The sequence below is a fragment of the Chromobacterium sp. FG89 genome (assembly GCF_057808735.1).
Map to the genome: position 1 here is coordinate 125,763 of NZ_JBMDIQ010000015.1, position 13,778 is coordinate 139,540.

The 13,778-nt window shown below is 67.5% G+C and carries 14 protein-coding genes; all 14 read left to right on the forward strand.

Annotated features, from left to right (window positions below; genetic code table 11):
- Positions 1 to 29: 29 nt before the first annotated feature.
- Positions 30 to 1,457, forward strand: coding sequence for a cbb3-type cytochrome c oxidase subunit I (locus tag ACODRW_RS15835; protein WP_227105255.1), 1,428 nt, complete (start codon positions 30 to 32; stop codon positions 1,455 to 1,457).
- Between the two features lie 40 nt (positions 1,458 to 1,497).
- A complete protein-coding gene (locus ACODRW_RS15840; RefSeq protein WP_488906147.1) occupies positions 1,498 to 2,073 on the forward strand; it encodes a cytochrome c oxidase subunit 3 in 576 nt (191 codons plus the stop codon).
- Between the two features lie 65 nt (positions 2,074 to 2,138).
- Positions 2,139 to 2,393 carry a cytochrome C oxidase subunit IV family protein gene (locus tag ACODRW_RS15845; protein ID WP_227105253.1) on the forward strand — a complete coding sequence of 85 codons (255 nt, stop codon included), beginning with the start codon at positions 2,139 to 2,141 and terminating at the stop codon, positions 2,391 to 2,393.
- 10 nt (positions 2,394 to 2,403) lie between these two features.
- Complete coding sequence (locus tag ACODRW_RS15850; RefSeq protein WP_107800714.1) at positions 2,404 to 3,207, forward strand: CbbQ/NirQ/NorQ/GpvN family protein; 804 nt, start codon at positions 2,404 to 2,406, stop codon at positions 3,205 to 3,207.
- Positions 3,208 to 3,212: 5 nt separating this feature from the next.
- Positions 3,213 to 5,042, forward strand: a complete 1,830-nt coding sequence (locus ACODRW_RS15855) for a nitric oxide reductase activation protein NorD (RefSeq protein ID WP_488906148.1) — start codon at positions 3,213 to 3,215, stop codon at positions 5,040 to 5,042.
- A gap of 310 nt (positions 5,043 to 5,352) precedes the next feature.
- Positions 5,353 to 5,565: a DUF3079 domain-containing protein gene (locus tag ACODRW_RS15860; protein WP_048410854.1), complete on the forward strand. Its 213-nt coding sequence runs from the start codon at positions 5,353 to 5,355 to the stop codon at positions 5,563 to 5,565.
- 78 nt (positions 5,566 to 5,643) lie between these two features.
- Entirely contained in the window at positions 5,644 to 7,332 is a 1,689-nt protein-coding gene (locus tag ACODRW_RS15865; protein ID WP_305883550.1) for a nitrite reductase, read from the forward strand.
- A gap of 50 nt (positions 7,333 to 7,382) precedes the next feature.
- The gene (locus ACODRW_RS15870) at positions 7,383 to 7,691 is read left to right on the forward strand and encodes a c-type cytochrome (protein ID WP_107800710.1); all 309 of its coding nucleotides are present in this window, start codon (positions 7,383 to 7,385) and stop codon (positions 7,689 to 7,691) included.
- The gene (locus ACODRW_RS15875; RefSeq protein ID WP_488906149.1) at positions 7,673 to 8,008 is read left to right on the forward strand and encodes a c-type cytochrome; all 336 of its coding nucleotides are present in this window, start codon (positions 7,673 to 7,675) and stop codon (positions 8,006 to 8,008) included. The genes ACODRW_RS15870 and ACODRW_RS15875 overlap by 19 nt, the downstream gene beginning before the upstream one ends.
- On the forward strand, positions 7,969 to 9,156 hold the full coding sequence (locus ACODRW_RS15880) for a cytochrome D1 domain-containing protein (RefSeq protein ID WP_488906150.1): 1,188 nt from the start codon (positions 7,969 to 7,971) through the stop codon (positions 9,154 to 9,156). The genes ACODRW_RS15875 and ACODRW_RS15880 overlap by 40 nt, the downstream gene beginning before the upstream one ends.
- 2 nt (positions 9,157 to 9,158) lie before the next feature.
- Entirely contained in the window at positions 9,159 to 10,154 is a 996-nt protein-coding gene (gene ahbB, locus ACODRW_RS15885) for a siroheme decarboxylase subunit beta (RefSeq protein ID WP_488906151.1), read from the forward strand.
- Positions 10,141 to 11,142 (forward strand): siroheme decarboxylase subunit beta, encoded by a 1,002-nt coding sequence (ahbB, locus tag ACODRW_RS15890; RefSeq protein WP_488906152.1) that lies wholly within the window; start codon positions 10,141 to 10,143, stop codon positions 11,140 to 11,142. Before ahbB (ACODRW_RS15885) ends, ahbB (ACODRW_RS15890) begins: the two co-directional genes overlap by 14 nt.
- Before the next feature lie 230 nt (positions 11,143 to 11,372).
- Positions 11,373 to 12,584, forward strand: coding sequence for a heme d1 biosynthesis radical SAM protein NirJ (nirJ, locus tag ACODRW_RS15895; RefSeq protein ID WP_488876674.1), 1,212 nt, complete (start codon positions 11,373 to 11,375; stop codon positions 12,582 to 12,584).
- A gap of 372 nt (positions 12,585 to 12,956) precedes the next feature.
- Complete coding sequence (locus ACODRW_RS15900) at positions 12,957 to 13,646, forward strand: Crp/Fnr family transcriptional regulator (RefSeq protein ID WP_488906153.1); 690 nt, start codon at positions 12,957 to 12,959, stop codon at positions 13,644 to 13,646.
- The last annotated feature ends 132 nt before the right edge of the window (positions 13,647 to 13,778 follow it).

The following is a 13,778-nucleotide window of genomic DNA, read 5'->3' on the forward strand; positions in this document are numbered from 1 at the left end:
GTCCCATCCCTTTATCTTTGGAGAACACAATGAGCAACGCTACCGTGGCCACGCCGCCGCGCGGCGCGACCGCAGCCGTCGCGCAGGTGCGCTACCGCTCGCAGGCCGTGGCCAAACCCTATTTCATCGCCGCCATCGGCCTGTTCATCGGCCAGATCGTGTTTGGCCTGATCATCGGCCTGCAATACGTGATCGGCGATTTCCTGTTTCCCGCCGTGCCCTTCGGCACCGCCCGCATGGTGCACACCAACCTGCTGATCGTCTGGCTGCTGTTCGGCTTCATGGGCGCCGGCTACTACCTGATCCCGGAGGAGAGCGAGCGCGAACTGCACAGCCCGCGGCTGGCCATCATCACCTTCTGGGTGTTCCTGGTGGCCGGCGCGCTGACCATACTCGGCTACCTGGGCTTGCCCTACCATGAACTGGCCCGGCTCACCGGCAACGATCTGCTGCCCACCATGGGCCGCGGCTATCTGGAACAGCCGCTGATCACCAAGGTGGGCATCGTGCTGGTGGCGCTGTCCTTCCTCTACAACCTGTCCATGACCCTGCTGGCCGGCCGCAAGACCAGCATCAGCATCGTGATGATGCTGGGCCTGTGGGGCCTGGCCGTGTTCTTCCTGTTCTCCTTCGTCAACCCGGACAACCTGGTGCTGGACAAGTACTACTGGTGGTGGGTGGTGCACCTGTGGGTGGAAGGCGTGTGGGAACTGATCATGGGCGCGATGCTGGCCTTCGTGCTGGTGAAAGTGACCGGGGTGGACCGCGAGGTGATCGAAAAATGGCTGTACCTGATCATCGCCATGACGCTGATCACCGGCATCATCGGCACCGGCCACCATTATTTCTGGATAGGCGTGCCGGCCTACTGGCAGCTGTGGGGCTCCATCTTCTCCGCGCTGGAGCCGGTGCCCTTCTTCATGATGACCCTGTTCGCCTTCAATATGGTCAAACGCCGCCGCCGCGAACACCCCAACCAGGCCGCCACCTTGTGGGCGCTGGGCACCGGAGTGATGTCCTTCCTCGGCGCCGGGGTGTGGGGCTTCATCGGCACGCTGTCGGTGGTCAACTACTACACCCACGGCACCCAGGTGACCGCCTCCCACGGCCACATGGCCTTCTACGGCGCTTACGTGATGGTGGTGCTGACCATGATCTCCTACACCATGCCGCTGCTGCGCGGGCGCGAGGCCAATTGCGCGCAGGCGCAGAAGGTGGAAAAAACCGCGTTCTGGGTGATGACCCTGTCCATCGTGGCCATCACCTTGTGCCTGACCGCCGCCGGCGCGGTCCAGGTGTGGTTGCAGCGCATGTCCGCCACGCCGTTGTCCTTCATGGAGACGCAGGAACGGATCATGCCCATCTACTGGGGGCGCTGGGTGTTCGGCATCAGCTTCTTCTGCGGGCTGGTGTTGTACGTGATCAGCTTCTTCGTCACCGGCAAGCGCGAGGATTGAGGGTGGCTCAAGCAAGGACGGCGACGCGGGAGGCCTTGGCATGGAGCTGAGCGCGCCGCCGGAGCGCCGCGTGCCGGGCGATCTGGCGATGTGGTGTTTCATCCTGGCCGAGCTGGCGGTGTTCGGCGTGTTCTTCCTGGCCTACGCCTGGGCCCGCCGGCAACAGCCGGCGTTGTTCGCGGCAGGGCAGGGCGAACTGGAGCTGGGCCTGCCCACGCTCAACACCCTGCTGCTGCTGGCTGGCAGCGCCGCCGTCCTGGCCGCGCTCAGCGCCTTTTCCGCCGACCGGCAGCGCGCCGGACGGCGCTGGCTGGCGCTGACCTTGCTGGCCGGCAGCGGCTTTCTCGGTTTGAAAGGCTATGAGCTGGTGGGCAAGGCCTTGCAAGGGATTACCATGTCCAGCAACGACTTCTGGATGTTCTACCTGTCGTTGACGGTGTTTCACTTCCTGCACGTGGTGTTGGGCATGGTAATCGTGGCGGCGGTGTGGCGGCTGGCCCGAGACGGCCGTTACAAGCCGGGATCGATGGACGAGGTGGAAACCGCCGCCGCCTACTGGCATATGGTGGACTTGGTGTGGTTGCTGTTGTTCGCCCTGGTCTACGTGGCGAGATAGAACGCCCGCGCAAAGCCTTATTTCGCATCAAGGCGGCCGCCGCGCCGCATCGGCATCATGCCCGCATGACTCATCCCACTCCTCTTGCGCAAACCGGCCTGTGGCTGTTGTTGTCCGGGCTGACCCTGCTGGCCGCCTGGCTGGCCGAAGGCGGCCGGCCGCCGCATCTGGCGCTGATCGCGCTGGGCCTGGCCTGGCTCAAGGGCGTGTTGCTGGTGGAGCGCTATATGGGCTTGCGCGACGCGCCTTGCTGGCTGCGCGCGCTGGTGCAGGGCTGGCTGGCGCTGGTGTCGGCCGCGCTGCTGCTCAGCTTTATCTGAAGGAACGCCGATGAACGCGCCTGAACTCCTGACTATCCCCGTCCCCTTCTATCAGCCGCAAGGCGCCGAGTGCGAGCTGTTCGAAGCCGCCTGGCGCCAGCAACTGCCGGTGCTGATCAAGGGGCCCACCGGCTGCGGCAAGACCCGCTTCGTCGCCCATATGGCGGCGCGGCTCGGCCTGCCGTTGATCACCGTCTCCTGCCACGACGACCTGAGCGCCGCCGACCTGGTGGGCCGCCACCTGATCGCCGACGGCGCCACCGTCTGGTGCGACGGCCCGCTGACCCGCGCGGTGCGGATAGGCGGCATCTGCTACCTGGACGAAGTGGTGGAAGCGCGCAAAGACACCACCGTGGTGCTGCACCCGCTGACCGACGACCGCCGCATCCTGCCGGTGGAACGCACCGGCGAAGTGCTGCAAGCGCCGCCGGGCTTCATGCTGGTGGTGTCCTACAACCCCGGCTACCAACACGTGCTGAAAACGCTGAAGCCCAGCACTCGCCAGCGTTTTGTCGCCATGAGTTTCGACTTTCCGCCGCCGGAAGTGGAAATCGGCGTACTGATGCTGGAAAGCGGGATAGGCGAAGCGCTGGCGCGCCAACTGGTGACGCTGGCCGGCCAGCTGCGGCGCTTGTCCGGCTACGACCTGGAAGAAGCCGCCAGCACGCGGCTGCTGGTGTACGCCGCCAAACTGATCCAGGCCGGCTTGCCGCCCTGGCAAGCCTGCCGCACCGCGCTGGCGGAACCGCTGAGCGACGACGCCGACACCGTGGCGGCGCTGCTGGCGGTGATCCAGACCCAATTCCCCGGCTGAGCGGCATGGAAGACATTGTCGGCGGCTGGTGGGACAAACTGGCGCGGCGCGCGGCGCGGCGCGGCTTTCCGGAATACGCGGCGGAGCTGGCGCAAGTGACGGCGCAAGCGCCGCTGTTCTTCCGCGCCATGGGCGGCGACCCGGCGCTGGCGTTGCGCACCACCGTGGGCACCGAACACGGCGCGCGCCGCGGCTGGCTGCAACGGCTGGCCGGCACCGGCGCGCGGATGGAGCTGGCCTGGCGGGACAGCCAGGCGCTCTATCTGCCCGAGCGCATCGATTGTTTTCCCAGCGCCGCCCTCAACCGCGACTGTTACTTCTGGCTGCTGGCCCAGGCCGCCTACGCCGCCGACAACGACGGCGACTGGCTGAGCCGCAACCGCCTGGCCGCGGCGCGCGCCTTGGCGGACATGCCGGGCCTGGCCGCCGTTTACCGCCGGCTGGCGGCGGCCGCCTTGGCGCAGCGGCCGAAGCCCGCAGGCCTGCCGCAGGCGGAAGCCGAGGTGGAGCGCGCGATACAGGCGGCGCTGAGCCGGCCGGAACAGGCGGTGACGCTGCCGCCGTTGAGCCGGCCGCCGCAGCCGGTGCCGCTGTGGTTGCACCCGGAACCGCCGCTGACGGAGGCCGAAGGGCAGGGCAGCCGCCACGCCGACGGCGAACGCGGCGGCGGCAAGGACGCCCAGCGCCAGCGCCGCCGCTACCGCGCCCGGCGCATGGAACAGGACCAGCGCAAGAACGGCATGCTGATGGTGTTCCGCGCGGAAAGCCTGTTCACCTGGGACGAGTACGTCAAAGTCAACCGCCACAATGACGACGACGATGACGGCAATGGCGAAATCGCCGCCGAAGACATGAACCGGCTGACCCTGGGCCAGGACGCCCATACCCGCGGCAGCCGGCTGCGTTTCGATCTGGACCTGCCGGCCGCCGCCTACGACGATACCCCGCTGGGGCCGGGCATCAAGCTGCCGGAATGGCACTGGAAGCGGCAATGCCTGGTGGAGGACCACTGCCTGCTGCGGCCGATGCTGCCGCGCGACGCCGCGCCGGCGCCGCTGCCGGAGCGCTTGCAGCCGCTGGCGCGCCGGCTGCGACGGCAATTCCAGGCGCTGGCGCCGGAGCGCCGCCGGCGCAGCGGCGAAACCGCCGGGCCGGACATCGACCTGGACCGGCTGATCCGCTTCCTTGCGGAACGGCGCGGCGGCGCGGCGCTAAGCGAGCCGGCGCTGTACCAGGACTGGCCGCCGGGCGAACGCAGCCTGGCCTGCCTGACCCTGGCCGACCTGTCGCTGTCCACCGAAAGCTGGCTGGGCGAAACCGGCCGGGTGATCGACGTGATCCGCGACAGCCTGCTGCTGTTCGCCGAGGCGCTGGCCGCCAGCGGCGACGACTTCGGCCTGTACGGTTTTTCCTCGCTGCGGCGGCAGGAAGTGCGCTTGCAGATCCTCAAAGACTTTGCCGACCGTTACGACGACGCCGCCCGCGGCCGCATCCTCGCCATCCGGCCCGGCTACTACACCCGGATGGGCGCGGCCATCCGCCAGTGCACCCGCATCCTGAGCGAGCGGCCGGCGCAGCGCCGTTTGTTGTTGCTGATCTCGGACGGCAAGCCCAACGATCTGGACCACTACGAAGGCCGCTACGGCATAGAAGACACGCGCCAGGCGGTGCTGGAAGCCCGCCGCGCCGGCCTGACCCCGTTCTGCGTGACCATAGACCGGGAGGCGGGCGACTACCTGCCGCATTTGTTCGGCCGCAATGGTTATGCGCTGGTGAGGCAGGCGGAGAGGTTGCCGCAGGCGTTGACCAGGCTGTATGCCAGTCTGACGTCGTGAGAACCTGCCCAAAGTCTGCTGCGCGTCGGCGGGATAGTTAGACAAGGGCGTTGAAAACGTCTTCGAAATGCTCATGTACCGAATGACCATTCCGCTTTCTCAGCCGTTTTCGCCTTGTCTCGCTCTAGCTCGCGAGACTTTGAACAGGTTCTGAGCTCGGCAAACAAAACCCCTGATGCTGCGTTGGGCCGACTTGCCTCAGGGATTTTGTTAGCCGCTCTAGTCGGCTGAATGGCCATTGTTTGATGTCGCGCCAAGTCCGCTTGAGTCATGACTGGCAAGCTGAAAGTCACCCACAACGAAGACCCCCATGGCCAAAAAATTCCCGCTGCACCCCGCCCACCCCGAACGCATCTGCTGGGGCTGCGACCTCTATTGCCCCGCCAACTCCCTGCAATGCGGCAACGGCTCCAGCCGCACGCAACATCCGGCGGAAGTGCTGGGCGACGACTGGTATCAATACGGCGACTGGGGCCTGGAAGATTCCCCGGTCACAGGACAGGACGGCTCCGGCAAGCGTTGATTCGAATCAAGGCTGTCCATATGCGTCCGGGATGATCATGCTCGCAAAAGGGTTATTCCTAACGCTGGAGCGCACGCCATGAAGTTTAAGTCTCCGAAGCAGTCCCTGTTCACCAAGAGCGTCTTGCTCGCCCTGTTGCCGCTGGCCGCGGCCCCCGTCTGGGCGGACACCGCCGCCCCGCCCGCCGGCGAGGCGATGCACCAGAACGCCAACGCCAAAGCCCCGCCGATGACCGAGGCGGAATTCACCCGCGGCAAGCAAATCTACTTCGAACGCTGCGCCGGCTGTCACGGCGTGCTGCGCAAAGGCGCCACCGGCAAGGCGCTGACGCCGGACATCACCCTGGCGCGCGGCACTGAATACCTGAAAACCTTCATCAAATACGGCTCCCCGGCCGGCATGCCCAACTGGGGCACCTCCGGCGAATTCAACGACCAGCAAGTGGACCTGATGGCGCGCTACGTGCAGCAAGAGCCGCCCACCCCGCCGGAATTCGGCATGCAGGACATGCTGGCCACCTGGAAGGTGCAAGTGCCGGTGGACAAGCGTCCGCGGCGCAAGGAAAACCAGCTGGACATCTCCAACCTGTTCTCCGTCACCCTGCGCGACGCCGGCGAAATCGCGCTGATCGACGGCCACAGCAAACAGATCGTCAGCGTGATCAAAACCGGCTACGCCGTGCACATCTCCCGGCTGTCCAAATCCGGCCGTTACCTGTACGTGATCGGCCGCGACGGCAAGATCAATCTGGTGGACCTGTGGATGGCCAAGCCGGACAGCGTGGCGGAAATCCGCATCGGCCTGGAAGCGCGCTCGGTGGAAACCTCCAAATACCGCGGCTACGACGACAAGCTGGCGGTGGCCGGCGCTTACTGGCCGCCGCAATACGTGATCATGGACGGCGCCAGCCTCAAGCCGCTGAAAATCGTTGGCACCCGCGGCATGACGGTGGACAACGAATACCACCCGGAACCGCGCGTGGCCTCCATCGTGGCCAGCCATTACAAGCCGGAATTCGTGGTCAACGCCAAGGAAACCGGCAAGATCATGATGGTGGACTACTCCGACCTGGCCAACCTCAAGACCACCACCATAGACGCCGCCAAATTCCTGCACGACGGCGGCTTCGACGCCAGCGGCCGCTACTTCATGGTGGCCGCCAACGCCTCCAATAAAGTGGCGGTGGTGGACACCAAGCTGGACAAGCTGGCGGCGCTGGTGGACGTGGGCAAAACCCCGCACCCCGGCCGCGGCGCCAACTTCACGGACCCGCAATACGGGCCGGTCTGGGCCACCAGCCACCTGGGCGACGACAGCATCAGCCTGGTGGGCACCGATCCGGAAAAACACAAGGCCCAGGCCTGGAAAGTGGTGCGCACGCTCAAAGGGCAGGGCGGCGGCTCGCTGTTCATCAAGACCCATCCGCAATCCGCCAATCTGTGGGTGGACACCGTGTTCAACCCGGACGCCAAGCTCAGCCAGAGCGTGGCGGTGTTCGACATCAAGCACCTGGACAAGGGCTTCTCCATGCTGCCGATCGGCGAATGGTCCGGCCTGAGCGACGGCGCCAAACGCGTGTTGCAGCCGGAATTCAACAAGGCCGGCGATGAAGTCTGGTTCTCGGTCTGGAGCGCCAAGGACAAGCAATCCGCCATCGTGGTGGTGGACGACAAAACCCGCAAGCTCAAGGCCGTGATCAAGGACCCTCGCCTGGTCACCCCCACCGGCAAATTCAACGTCTACAACACCCAGCACGACATCTACTGACCCCGCCAGCGCGCCCGCCGGGCCAGCCCCGGCGGGCGGAGGAGAACGCAATGAAAACAAGCCTGATCCTGGCCTGCGCCGCCCTGGCGCTGCATGCGCTGCCGGCCGCGGCCGCCGCGCCGGAAGCGCTGCTCAAGCAACACAACTGCCTGGCCTGCCATGCGCTGGACGCCAAGCTGGTGGGGCCGTCCTACCAGCAGGTGGCCGCCAAGTACAAGGGGCAGGACGCCGCCGTCAAACTGATGGACAAGGTGAAAAAGGGCGGCTCCGGCAGCTTCGGCCCGGTGCCGATGTCGCCCAACCCACAAGTGCCGGACGCCGAACTCAAGGCCATGGTGCAATGGATCCTGAACCGCTGATCCGCGGCGCGGCGGCGGCCTTGCTGCTGCTCTGCAGCGCCGCCGTCGCCGCGCCGGCGGCCCCCGCGCCGGAGCGGGCGGCCCAGCTGCGCCACCTGGCGCGCCAGGACTGCGGCGCCTGCCATGGCCTGAGCCTGCGCGGCGGCCTGGGCAGCCCGCTGACGCCGGAGGCGCTCAAGGACAAGCCGGACGCCGGCCTGGCCGCCGTGATCCTGGCCGGCCGGCCCGGCACCCCGATGCCGCCTTGGCGGCCTTTTCTGACGGAAGAAGAAGCGATATGGCTGGTTTACTGGTTAAAGCAGGGCGCGCCGCCCTGATCCCGGCCTTGGCCGCGCTGCTGGGCGGCTGCGCCGCGCCGCGCGGCACCGGCGACCTGGGCGTGGTGATAGAACGCGCCAGCGGCAGCGTGCAAGTGGTGGACAACACCCGCGCGGAAAGCCTGGGCCGGGTGGAAGGGCTGGGCGATCTGTCCCACGCCTCGGCGGTGTTCTCGCGCGACGCGCGTTACGCCTACGTGTTTGGCCGCGACGGCGCCATCAGCAAGGTGGACCTGCTGCGCCGGCGGCTGGAACGGCGCGTGGTGCAGGCCGGCAACAGCATAGGCGGCGCCATCTCCTCGGACGGCCGCGTGCTGGCCGCGCAAAACTACCAGCCGGGCGGCGTGCGCCTGTTCGACGCCGCCACGCTGGCGCCGCTGGCCTCGGTGCCCGCCGCGCCGGGCGCGGACGGCAAACCCTCGCGCGTGGTGGGCCTGGCGGACCTGCCGGGCCGGCGCTTCGTTTACGCGCTGTTCGACGCCGACGAAATCAATGTGCTGGACGCCGCGGACCCGGCCCAGCCGAAACTGACCCGCTACCGCGACGCCGGCAAGCGCCCCTACGACGGCCTGGCCAGCATGGACGGCCGCTACTTCCTGGCCGGGCTCTACGGCGAAGACGGCCTGTCCCTGCTGGACACCTGGCGGCCGGAACAAGGCGTGCGCCGCATCCTGGCCGGCTACGGCCGCGGCCAACAGCCGCTGCCGGTGTACAAGATGCCGCATCTGCGCGGCTGGGCGCTGGCCGGCGATTACGCCTTCCTGCCCGCCATCGGCCGCCACGAAGTGCTGCTGGCGGACAACCGCAGCTGGACGCAACAGGCCGCCATACCGGTGCTGGGCCAGCCGGTGTTCGTGATGGCGGAACCGTCCGGCCGGCGGGTCTGGGTCAATTTCGCCTTCCCGGACAACGACAAGGTGCAAGTCATCGATGTGCCCACGCGCAGCGTGATCGCCACCCTGAAGCCGGGCAAGGCCATCCTGCACATGGAGTTCACCCCGCGCGGCGACGCGGTGTGGCTGTCCAGCCGCGACGAAGACAAGCTGGTGGTGGTGGACACCGCCAGCCTCAAAGTGCTGCGCGAACTGCCGGCGCAAAGCCCGTCCGGCATCTTCTTCAGCTGGCGCGCCAGCCGCATCGGGATGTAGCCATGCTTATTTCAGACGCCGATCCGGCCCTGCTGCGGCTGATCAACGGCAGCCAGCGCGGCTTTCCGCTGCTGCCGCGCCCCTTCGCCGCGCTCGCCGCCGGCATGGAACCGGGCTGGAGCGAAGCCCGGCTGCTGGCCGCGCTGCAAGACGCCCAGGCGGCCGGCCTGCTGGCCCGCGTCGGCGCGGTGTTCGCGCCCAACACCGTGGGCAACAGCACCCTGGCCGCGATGGCGGCGCCGGCGGAGCGGCTGGAAGAAGTGGCCGCTTTCGTCAGCCGCCAGCGCGAGGTCAACCACAACTACCGGCGGGACCATCATTACAATCTGTGGTTCGTCGTGGCCGCCGCCTCATCGGCCGGCGTGGCCGCGGCGCTGAGCCGCATCCGCCTGGCCACCGGCATCCCGCCGCTGGACCTGCCGCTGCTGCGGGAATACCACATCGACCTGGGCTTTTCCTTCCTGGCGGAGCCCGCCGCGGCGGCGGAAGCGCCGGCGGCGGCGGACGACCCCGGCCTGTCCGCCGGCCAGCGCCAGCGGCTGCTGGCGGCGCTGTCGCCGGGCCTGCCGCTGACCCCGCGGCCTTATCAAGCGCTGGGCGCGCAATGCGCGCTGAGCGAGGCCCAGACCCTGGCGCAAATCGCCCACTGGCGGCAGCAAGGCGTCATCCGCCGCTTCGGCATGGTGGTGCGCCACCAGGAACTGGGCTACCGCGCCAACGCCATGTGGGTGTGGCGGATAGACGACGACGCCGAACGCGAGCGCGTGGCGCTGGCGCTGGCGGCGGAGCCGGCCGTCACCCTGTGCTACGAACGTCCGCCGCGTCCGCCGGACTGGCCCTACCAACTGTTCACCATGGTCCACGCCCGCGACGCGCAGAGCCTGGACGCCGCGCTGGCGGACATCCGCCGCCGGCACGGCCTGGAACGGCTGCCGCAGGCGGTGCTGCGCTCCACCCGGCGCTACAAACAAACCGGAGCCTGTTATGGATACGCCTGAAGCGCTGGCAATGCTGGACACGCTGGACGCCTTGGACGCGCGGCTGATAGACCGGCTGCAAGGCGGCTTCCCGCTGGTGTCGCGCCCCTACGCGGCGGCCGGGCGCAGCCTGGGGCTGGGCGAAGACGGCCTGATCCGGCGCTTGCGCCAACTGCTGTACGCCGGCGTGCTCAGCCGCTTTGGGCCGATGTACCAGATAGAACGCCTGGGCGGCCGCTTTGTGCTGGCCGCCTTGGCCGCGCCGGAAGCGCGCTTCGACGAAGTGGCCGCCGCCGTCAACGCGCTGCCCGCGGTGGCGCACAACTACCGTCGCGAACACCGGCTGAACATGTGGTTCGTGCTGGCCGCGGACAGCGCCGCCGCCATCGACGCCGCCCGGCGCGGCATCGAACTGGTGACCGGCCTGGAAGTGAACCTGTTTCCCAAAGAGCGGGAATACTTTGTGGGCATGCGTTTTCAGGTGGGCGGCGCGGCCCCGGTGGGCGCGGCCGCCGGCGCGCGGCGCGCGGGCGAACCGGCCGCGCTGAGCGAAGACGACCGGAAGCTGATCCGCGCCACCCAGGCCGGCCTGCCGCTGTGCCGGCAGCCCTACCGCGACATTGCGCGGCGGCTGGGCTGGGCGGAGGCCGAAGTGACGGCGCGGCTGGCGCGCTGGCTGGAGCAGGGCGTGGTGCGCCGCATCGGCGCGGTGCCCAACCATTACGCCATCGGCTACCGGGCCAACGGCATGGCGGTGTTCGACGTGGCCGACGAACAGGTGGACGCGCTGGGCGCGCAACTGGGCGGCCTGGACGCGGTCAGCCATTGCTACCGCCGTCCGCGCCGGCCGGGCTGGCCGTACAACCTGTTCGCCATGCTGCACGGCAGCGAGCGGCCGGCGGTGCTGGCCGCGGTGGACGACGCGCGCGCCTTGCTGGGCGAGGCCTGCCGCGGCCACGAGGTGCTGTTTTCCAGCCGGATTTTGAAGAAAACGGGCTTGAGGCTTTGAGAACGTATTTACGATCTCGCGAGCTAGGGCGAGACAAGGCGAAAACGGCTGAGAAAGCGGAATGTACGCGTGGTACATGAGCATTTCGAAGCCGGTTTCAACGCTGTATCGCCGACGGGTAGCAGATCGTAAACAGGTTCTGAGGCGCTGCGGATTCCATTGACCCGCATCAAGGAGCCGCCGCCGCCCCCGGCCGCACACTGAGCCATCTTCCCGCGACGGAGCCGGCCATGTTGCGACTGACCCAATACCTGCGCCTGCTGCGCGAACCGGCGGCGGTTCCGCCGCCAGGGCGCGCCATGCCCGCCGGGCCGCAAGCCCCGGTGGTGATCTGGAACCTGATCCGCCGCTGCAACCTCACCTGCCAGCACTGCTATTCCACCTCCGCCAACCGCGACTTCGCCGGCGAACTGAACACCGACGAAGCCTATGCGGTGCTGGACGATCTCCACGCCTACGGCGTGCGCGTGCTGATCCTGTCCGGCGGCGAACCGCTGCTGCGGCCGGACCTGCCGGCCATCGCCCGGCGCGCCAAGGCGCTGGGCTTCTATATCGGCCTGTCCAGCAACGGCACCCTGATGGACCCGGACCAGGTCGCCGTCTTGGCCGACATCGGTTTCGACTACGTGGGCGTCAGCCTGGACGGCATCGGCGCCACCCACGACCGCTTCCGGCGGCTGGACGGCGGCTTTGAACTGGCGCTGCGCGGCCTGCGGCTGGCGCGCGACGCCGGCCTGAAAGTGGGCATCCGCTACACCATGACGGAAGACAACGCCGCGGACCTGCCGGCGCTGCTGCAACTGATGGCGGACGAAGACATCGACAAGTTCTATTTCTCCCACCTCAACTACGCCGGACGCGGCAACAAACACCGCGCGGACGACGCCCGCCACGCCCGCAGCCGCTGGGCGCTGGAGCTGCTGATCCAGCAAGCGCTGGCCCAGCTGGACGCCGGCCGGCCGCGGGACTTCGTCACCGGCAACAACGACGCGGACGGCGTCTACCTGCTGCACTGGGCGCGCCGGCATTACCCGGAGCGCGCCGACACCCTGCTGCGGGCGCTGCGGCGCTGGGGCGGCAACGCCAGCGGCGTCCACATCGCCAATATCGACAACCTGGGCAACGTCCACCCGGACACCATGTGGTGGAAAGTGACGCTGGGCAATGTGCGGGAACGGCCGTTTTCCGCGATCTGGCAACAGCCGCAACACCCGCTGATGAGCGGCCTGCGCCAATCTCCGCGCCCGGTGGCCGGCCGCTGCGGCGCTTGCGGCCACCTGGACATCTGCAACGGCAACACCCGAGTGCGCGCCTGGGAACTGAGCGGAGATTTTTGGGCGGCGGACCCGGCCTGTTATCTGAGCGATGCGGAAATCGGCGTGGAGCCGGGCCGCCACGCGCGGCCGGAGCTGACGCCGTGGAGCCGGGCGGCCCAACATTGAGGCGAGCGCGGTAGAGCCTGTTTACGATCTCTTTGAGAGGGGGGGATGGTTCAAAACGTCGAATACGCGGTTTCCCACCTATCCGTGCAACGCTTCAACATATTGAAGCTGCCGGCGAGATTTTTTCTAAGAACGTGTTTACGATCTCGCGAGCAAGAGCGAGACAAGGCGAAAACGATCGAAAAAGCGGAATGTACGAGTGGTACATGAGCATTTTGAGGGCGTACTCACCGTGTAACGCTCCACGACGCGCAGCAGATCGTAAACAGGTTCTAATCACATCGAACTAGGCCGCTGCTGCCAATGGCCCATGGCCCTTGGCGGAGCGCGCTTTTATAGTGTAAGCCTCCGCCATTATCGAGCCACACCGTCATGAGCCATCTGGACATCCCATCCTTCCTGCGCCACCAGCCGCTGTTCCAGCAATTGTCCCCGGAACAGATCCAGGCGCTGGTGCCGCACACCCAAGAACTGCGCGGCCTCAAGGGCCAGGTGATTTTTCAGAAGGGCGACCCCTGCGACGGCATGTTCCTGGTGGTGTACGGCCGGGTGAAGCTGGCGCTGTCCTCGGCGCAGGGCAGTGAAAAAGTGATGGAAATCATCCACCCCGGCCAAAGCTTTGCCGAGGCGGTGATGTTCCTGGGCCGGCCCTGCCCGGTGATGGCCCAGTTCCTGGAAGACGGCATGCTGCTCAAGGTGGAAGCGGCCGGCATTCTGCAAGCGATAGACCACGACCCGGCCTTCGCCCGGCGCTTGCTGGCCGGCCTGTCGCTGCGCCTGCACGGCCTGGTGCGGGACGTGGAGCGCTACTCCATAGAAAGCTCTTTGCAGCGGGTGATTGGCTATCTGCTGCAACATATCCCGGAAGACGGCGGCAGCCTCACGCCGCAGGTCTCGCTGCCGGTGAATAAAAGCCTGATCGCCTCCCGGCTGAACCTGACCCCGGAAACCTTCTCACGCATGCTGCACCAGTTGATCGAGGCGGATCTGATCAAGGTGGACGGACGCGACATCACGCTGGTGGATGTGGACAAGCTGAAGGCCTTTGGCAGCTGCGCCTGAAACGCCCCACGCCCTCCACCGTAGGGTGGGTGGAGCGTAGCGATACCCACGCGGGAACGGGTGCGACGCCACAGGCCGCCGGACAGCCGCCTGTTTGGTGGGTATCGCCTGACGGCTCCACCCACCCTACCC

Bases quoted from the DNA above. Each gene is read 5' to 3' on its own strand.
- ACODRW_RS15835 (WP_227105255.1), top strand. From the start codon at position 30: ATGAGCAACGCTACCGTGGCCACGCCGCCGCGCGGCGCGACCGCAGCC.
- ACODRW_RS15840 (WP_488906147.1), top strand. From the start codon at position 1,498: ATGGAGCTGAGCGCGCCGCCGGAGCGCCGCGTGCCGGGCGATCTGGCG.
- ACODRW_RS15845 (WP_227105253.1), top strand. From the start codon at position 2,139: ATGACTCATCCCACTCCTCTTGCGCAAACCGGCCTGTGGCTGTTGTTG.
- ACODRW_RS15850 (WP_107800714.1), top strand. From the start codon at position 2,404: ATGAACGCGCCTGAACTCCTGACTATCCCCGTCCCCTTCTATCAGCCG.
- ACODRW_RS15855 (WP_488906148.1), top strand. From the start codon at position 3,213: ATGGAAGACATTGTCGGCGGCTGGTGGGACAAACTGGCGCGGCGCGCG.
- ACODRW_RS15860 (WP_048410854.1), top strand. From the start codon at position 5,353: ATGGCCAAAAAATTCCCGCTGCACCCCGCCCACCCCGAACGCATCTGC.
- ACODRW_RS15865 (WP_305883550.1), top strand. From the start codon at position 5,644: ATGAAGTTTAAGTCTCCGAAGCAGTCCCTGTTCACCAAGAGCGTCTTG.
- ACODRW_RS15870 (WP_107800710.1), top strand. From the start codon at position 7,383: ATGAAAACAAGCCTGATCCTGGCCTGCGCCGCCCTGGCGCTGCATGCG.
- ACODRW_RS15875 (WP_488906149.1), top strand. From the start codon at position 7,673: ATGGATCCTGAACCGCTGATCCGCGGCGCGGCGGCGGCCTTGCTGCTG.
- ACODRW_RS15880 (WP_488906150.1), top strand. From the start codon at position 7,969: ATGGCTGGTTTACTGGTTAAAGCAGGGCGCGCCGCCCTGATCCCGGCC.
- ahbB (WP_488906151.1), top strand. From the start codon at position 9,159: ATGCTTATTTCAGACGCCGATCCGGCCCTGCTGCGGCTGATCAACGGC.
- ahbB (WP_488906152.1), top strand. From the start codon at position 10,141: ATGGATACGCCTGAAGCGCTGGCAATGCTGGACACGCTGGACGCCTTG.
- nirJ (WP_488876674.1), top strand. From the start codon at position 11,373: ATGTTGCGACTGACCCAATACCTGCGCCTGCTGCGCGAACCGGCGGCG.
- ACODRW_RS15900 (WP_488906153.1), top strand. From the start codon at position 12,957: ATGAGCCATCTGGACATCCCATCCTTCCTGCGCCACCAGCCGCTGTTC.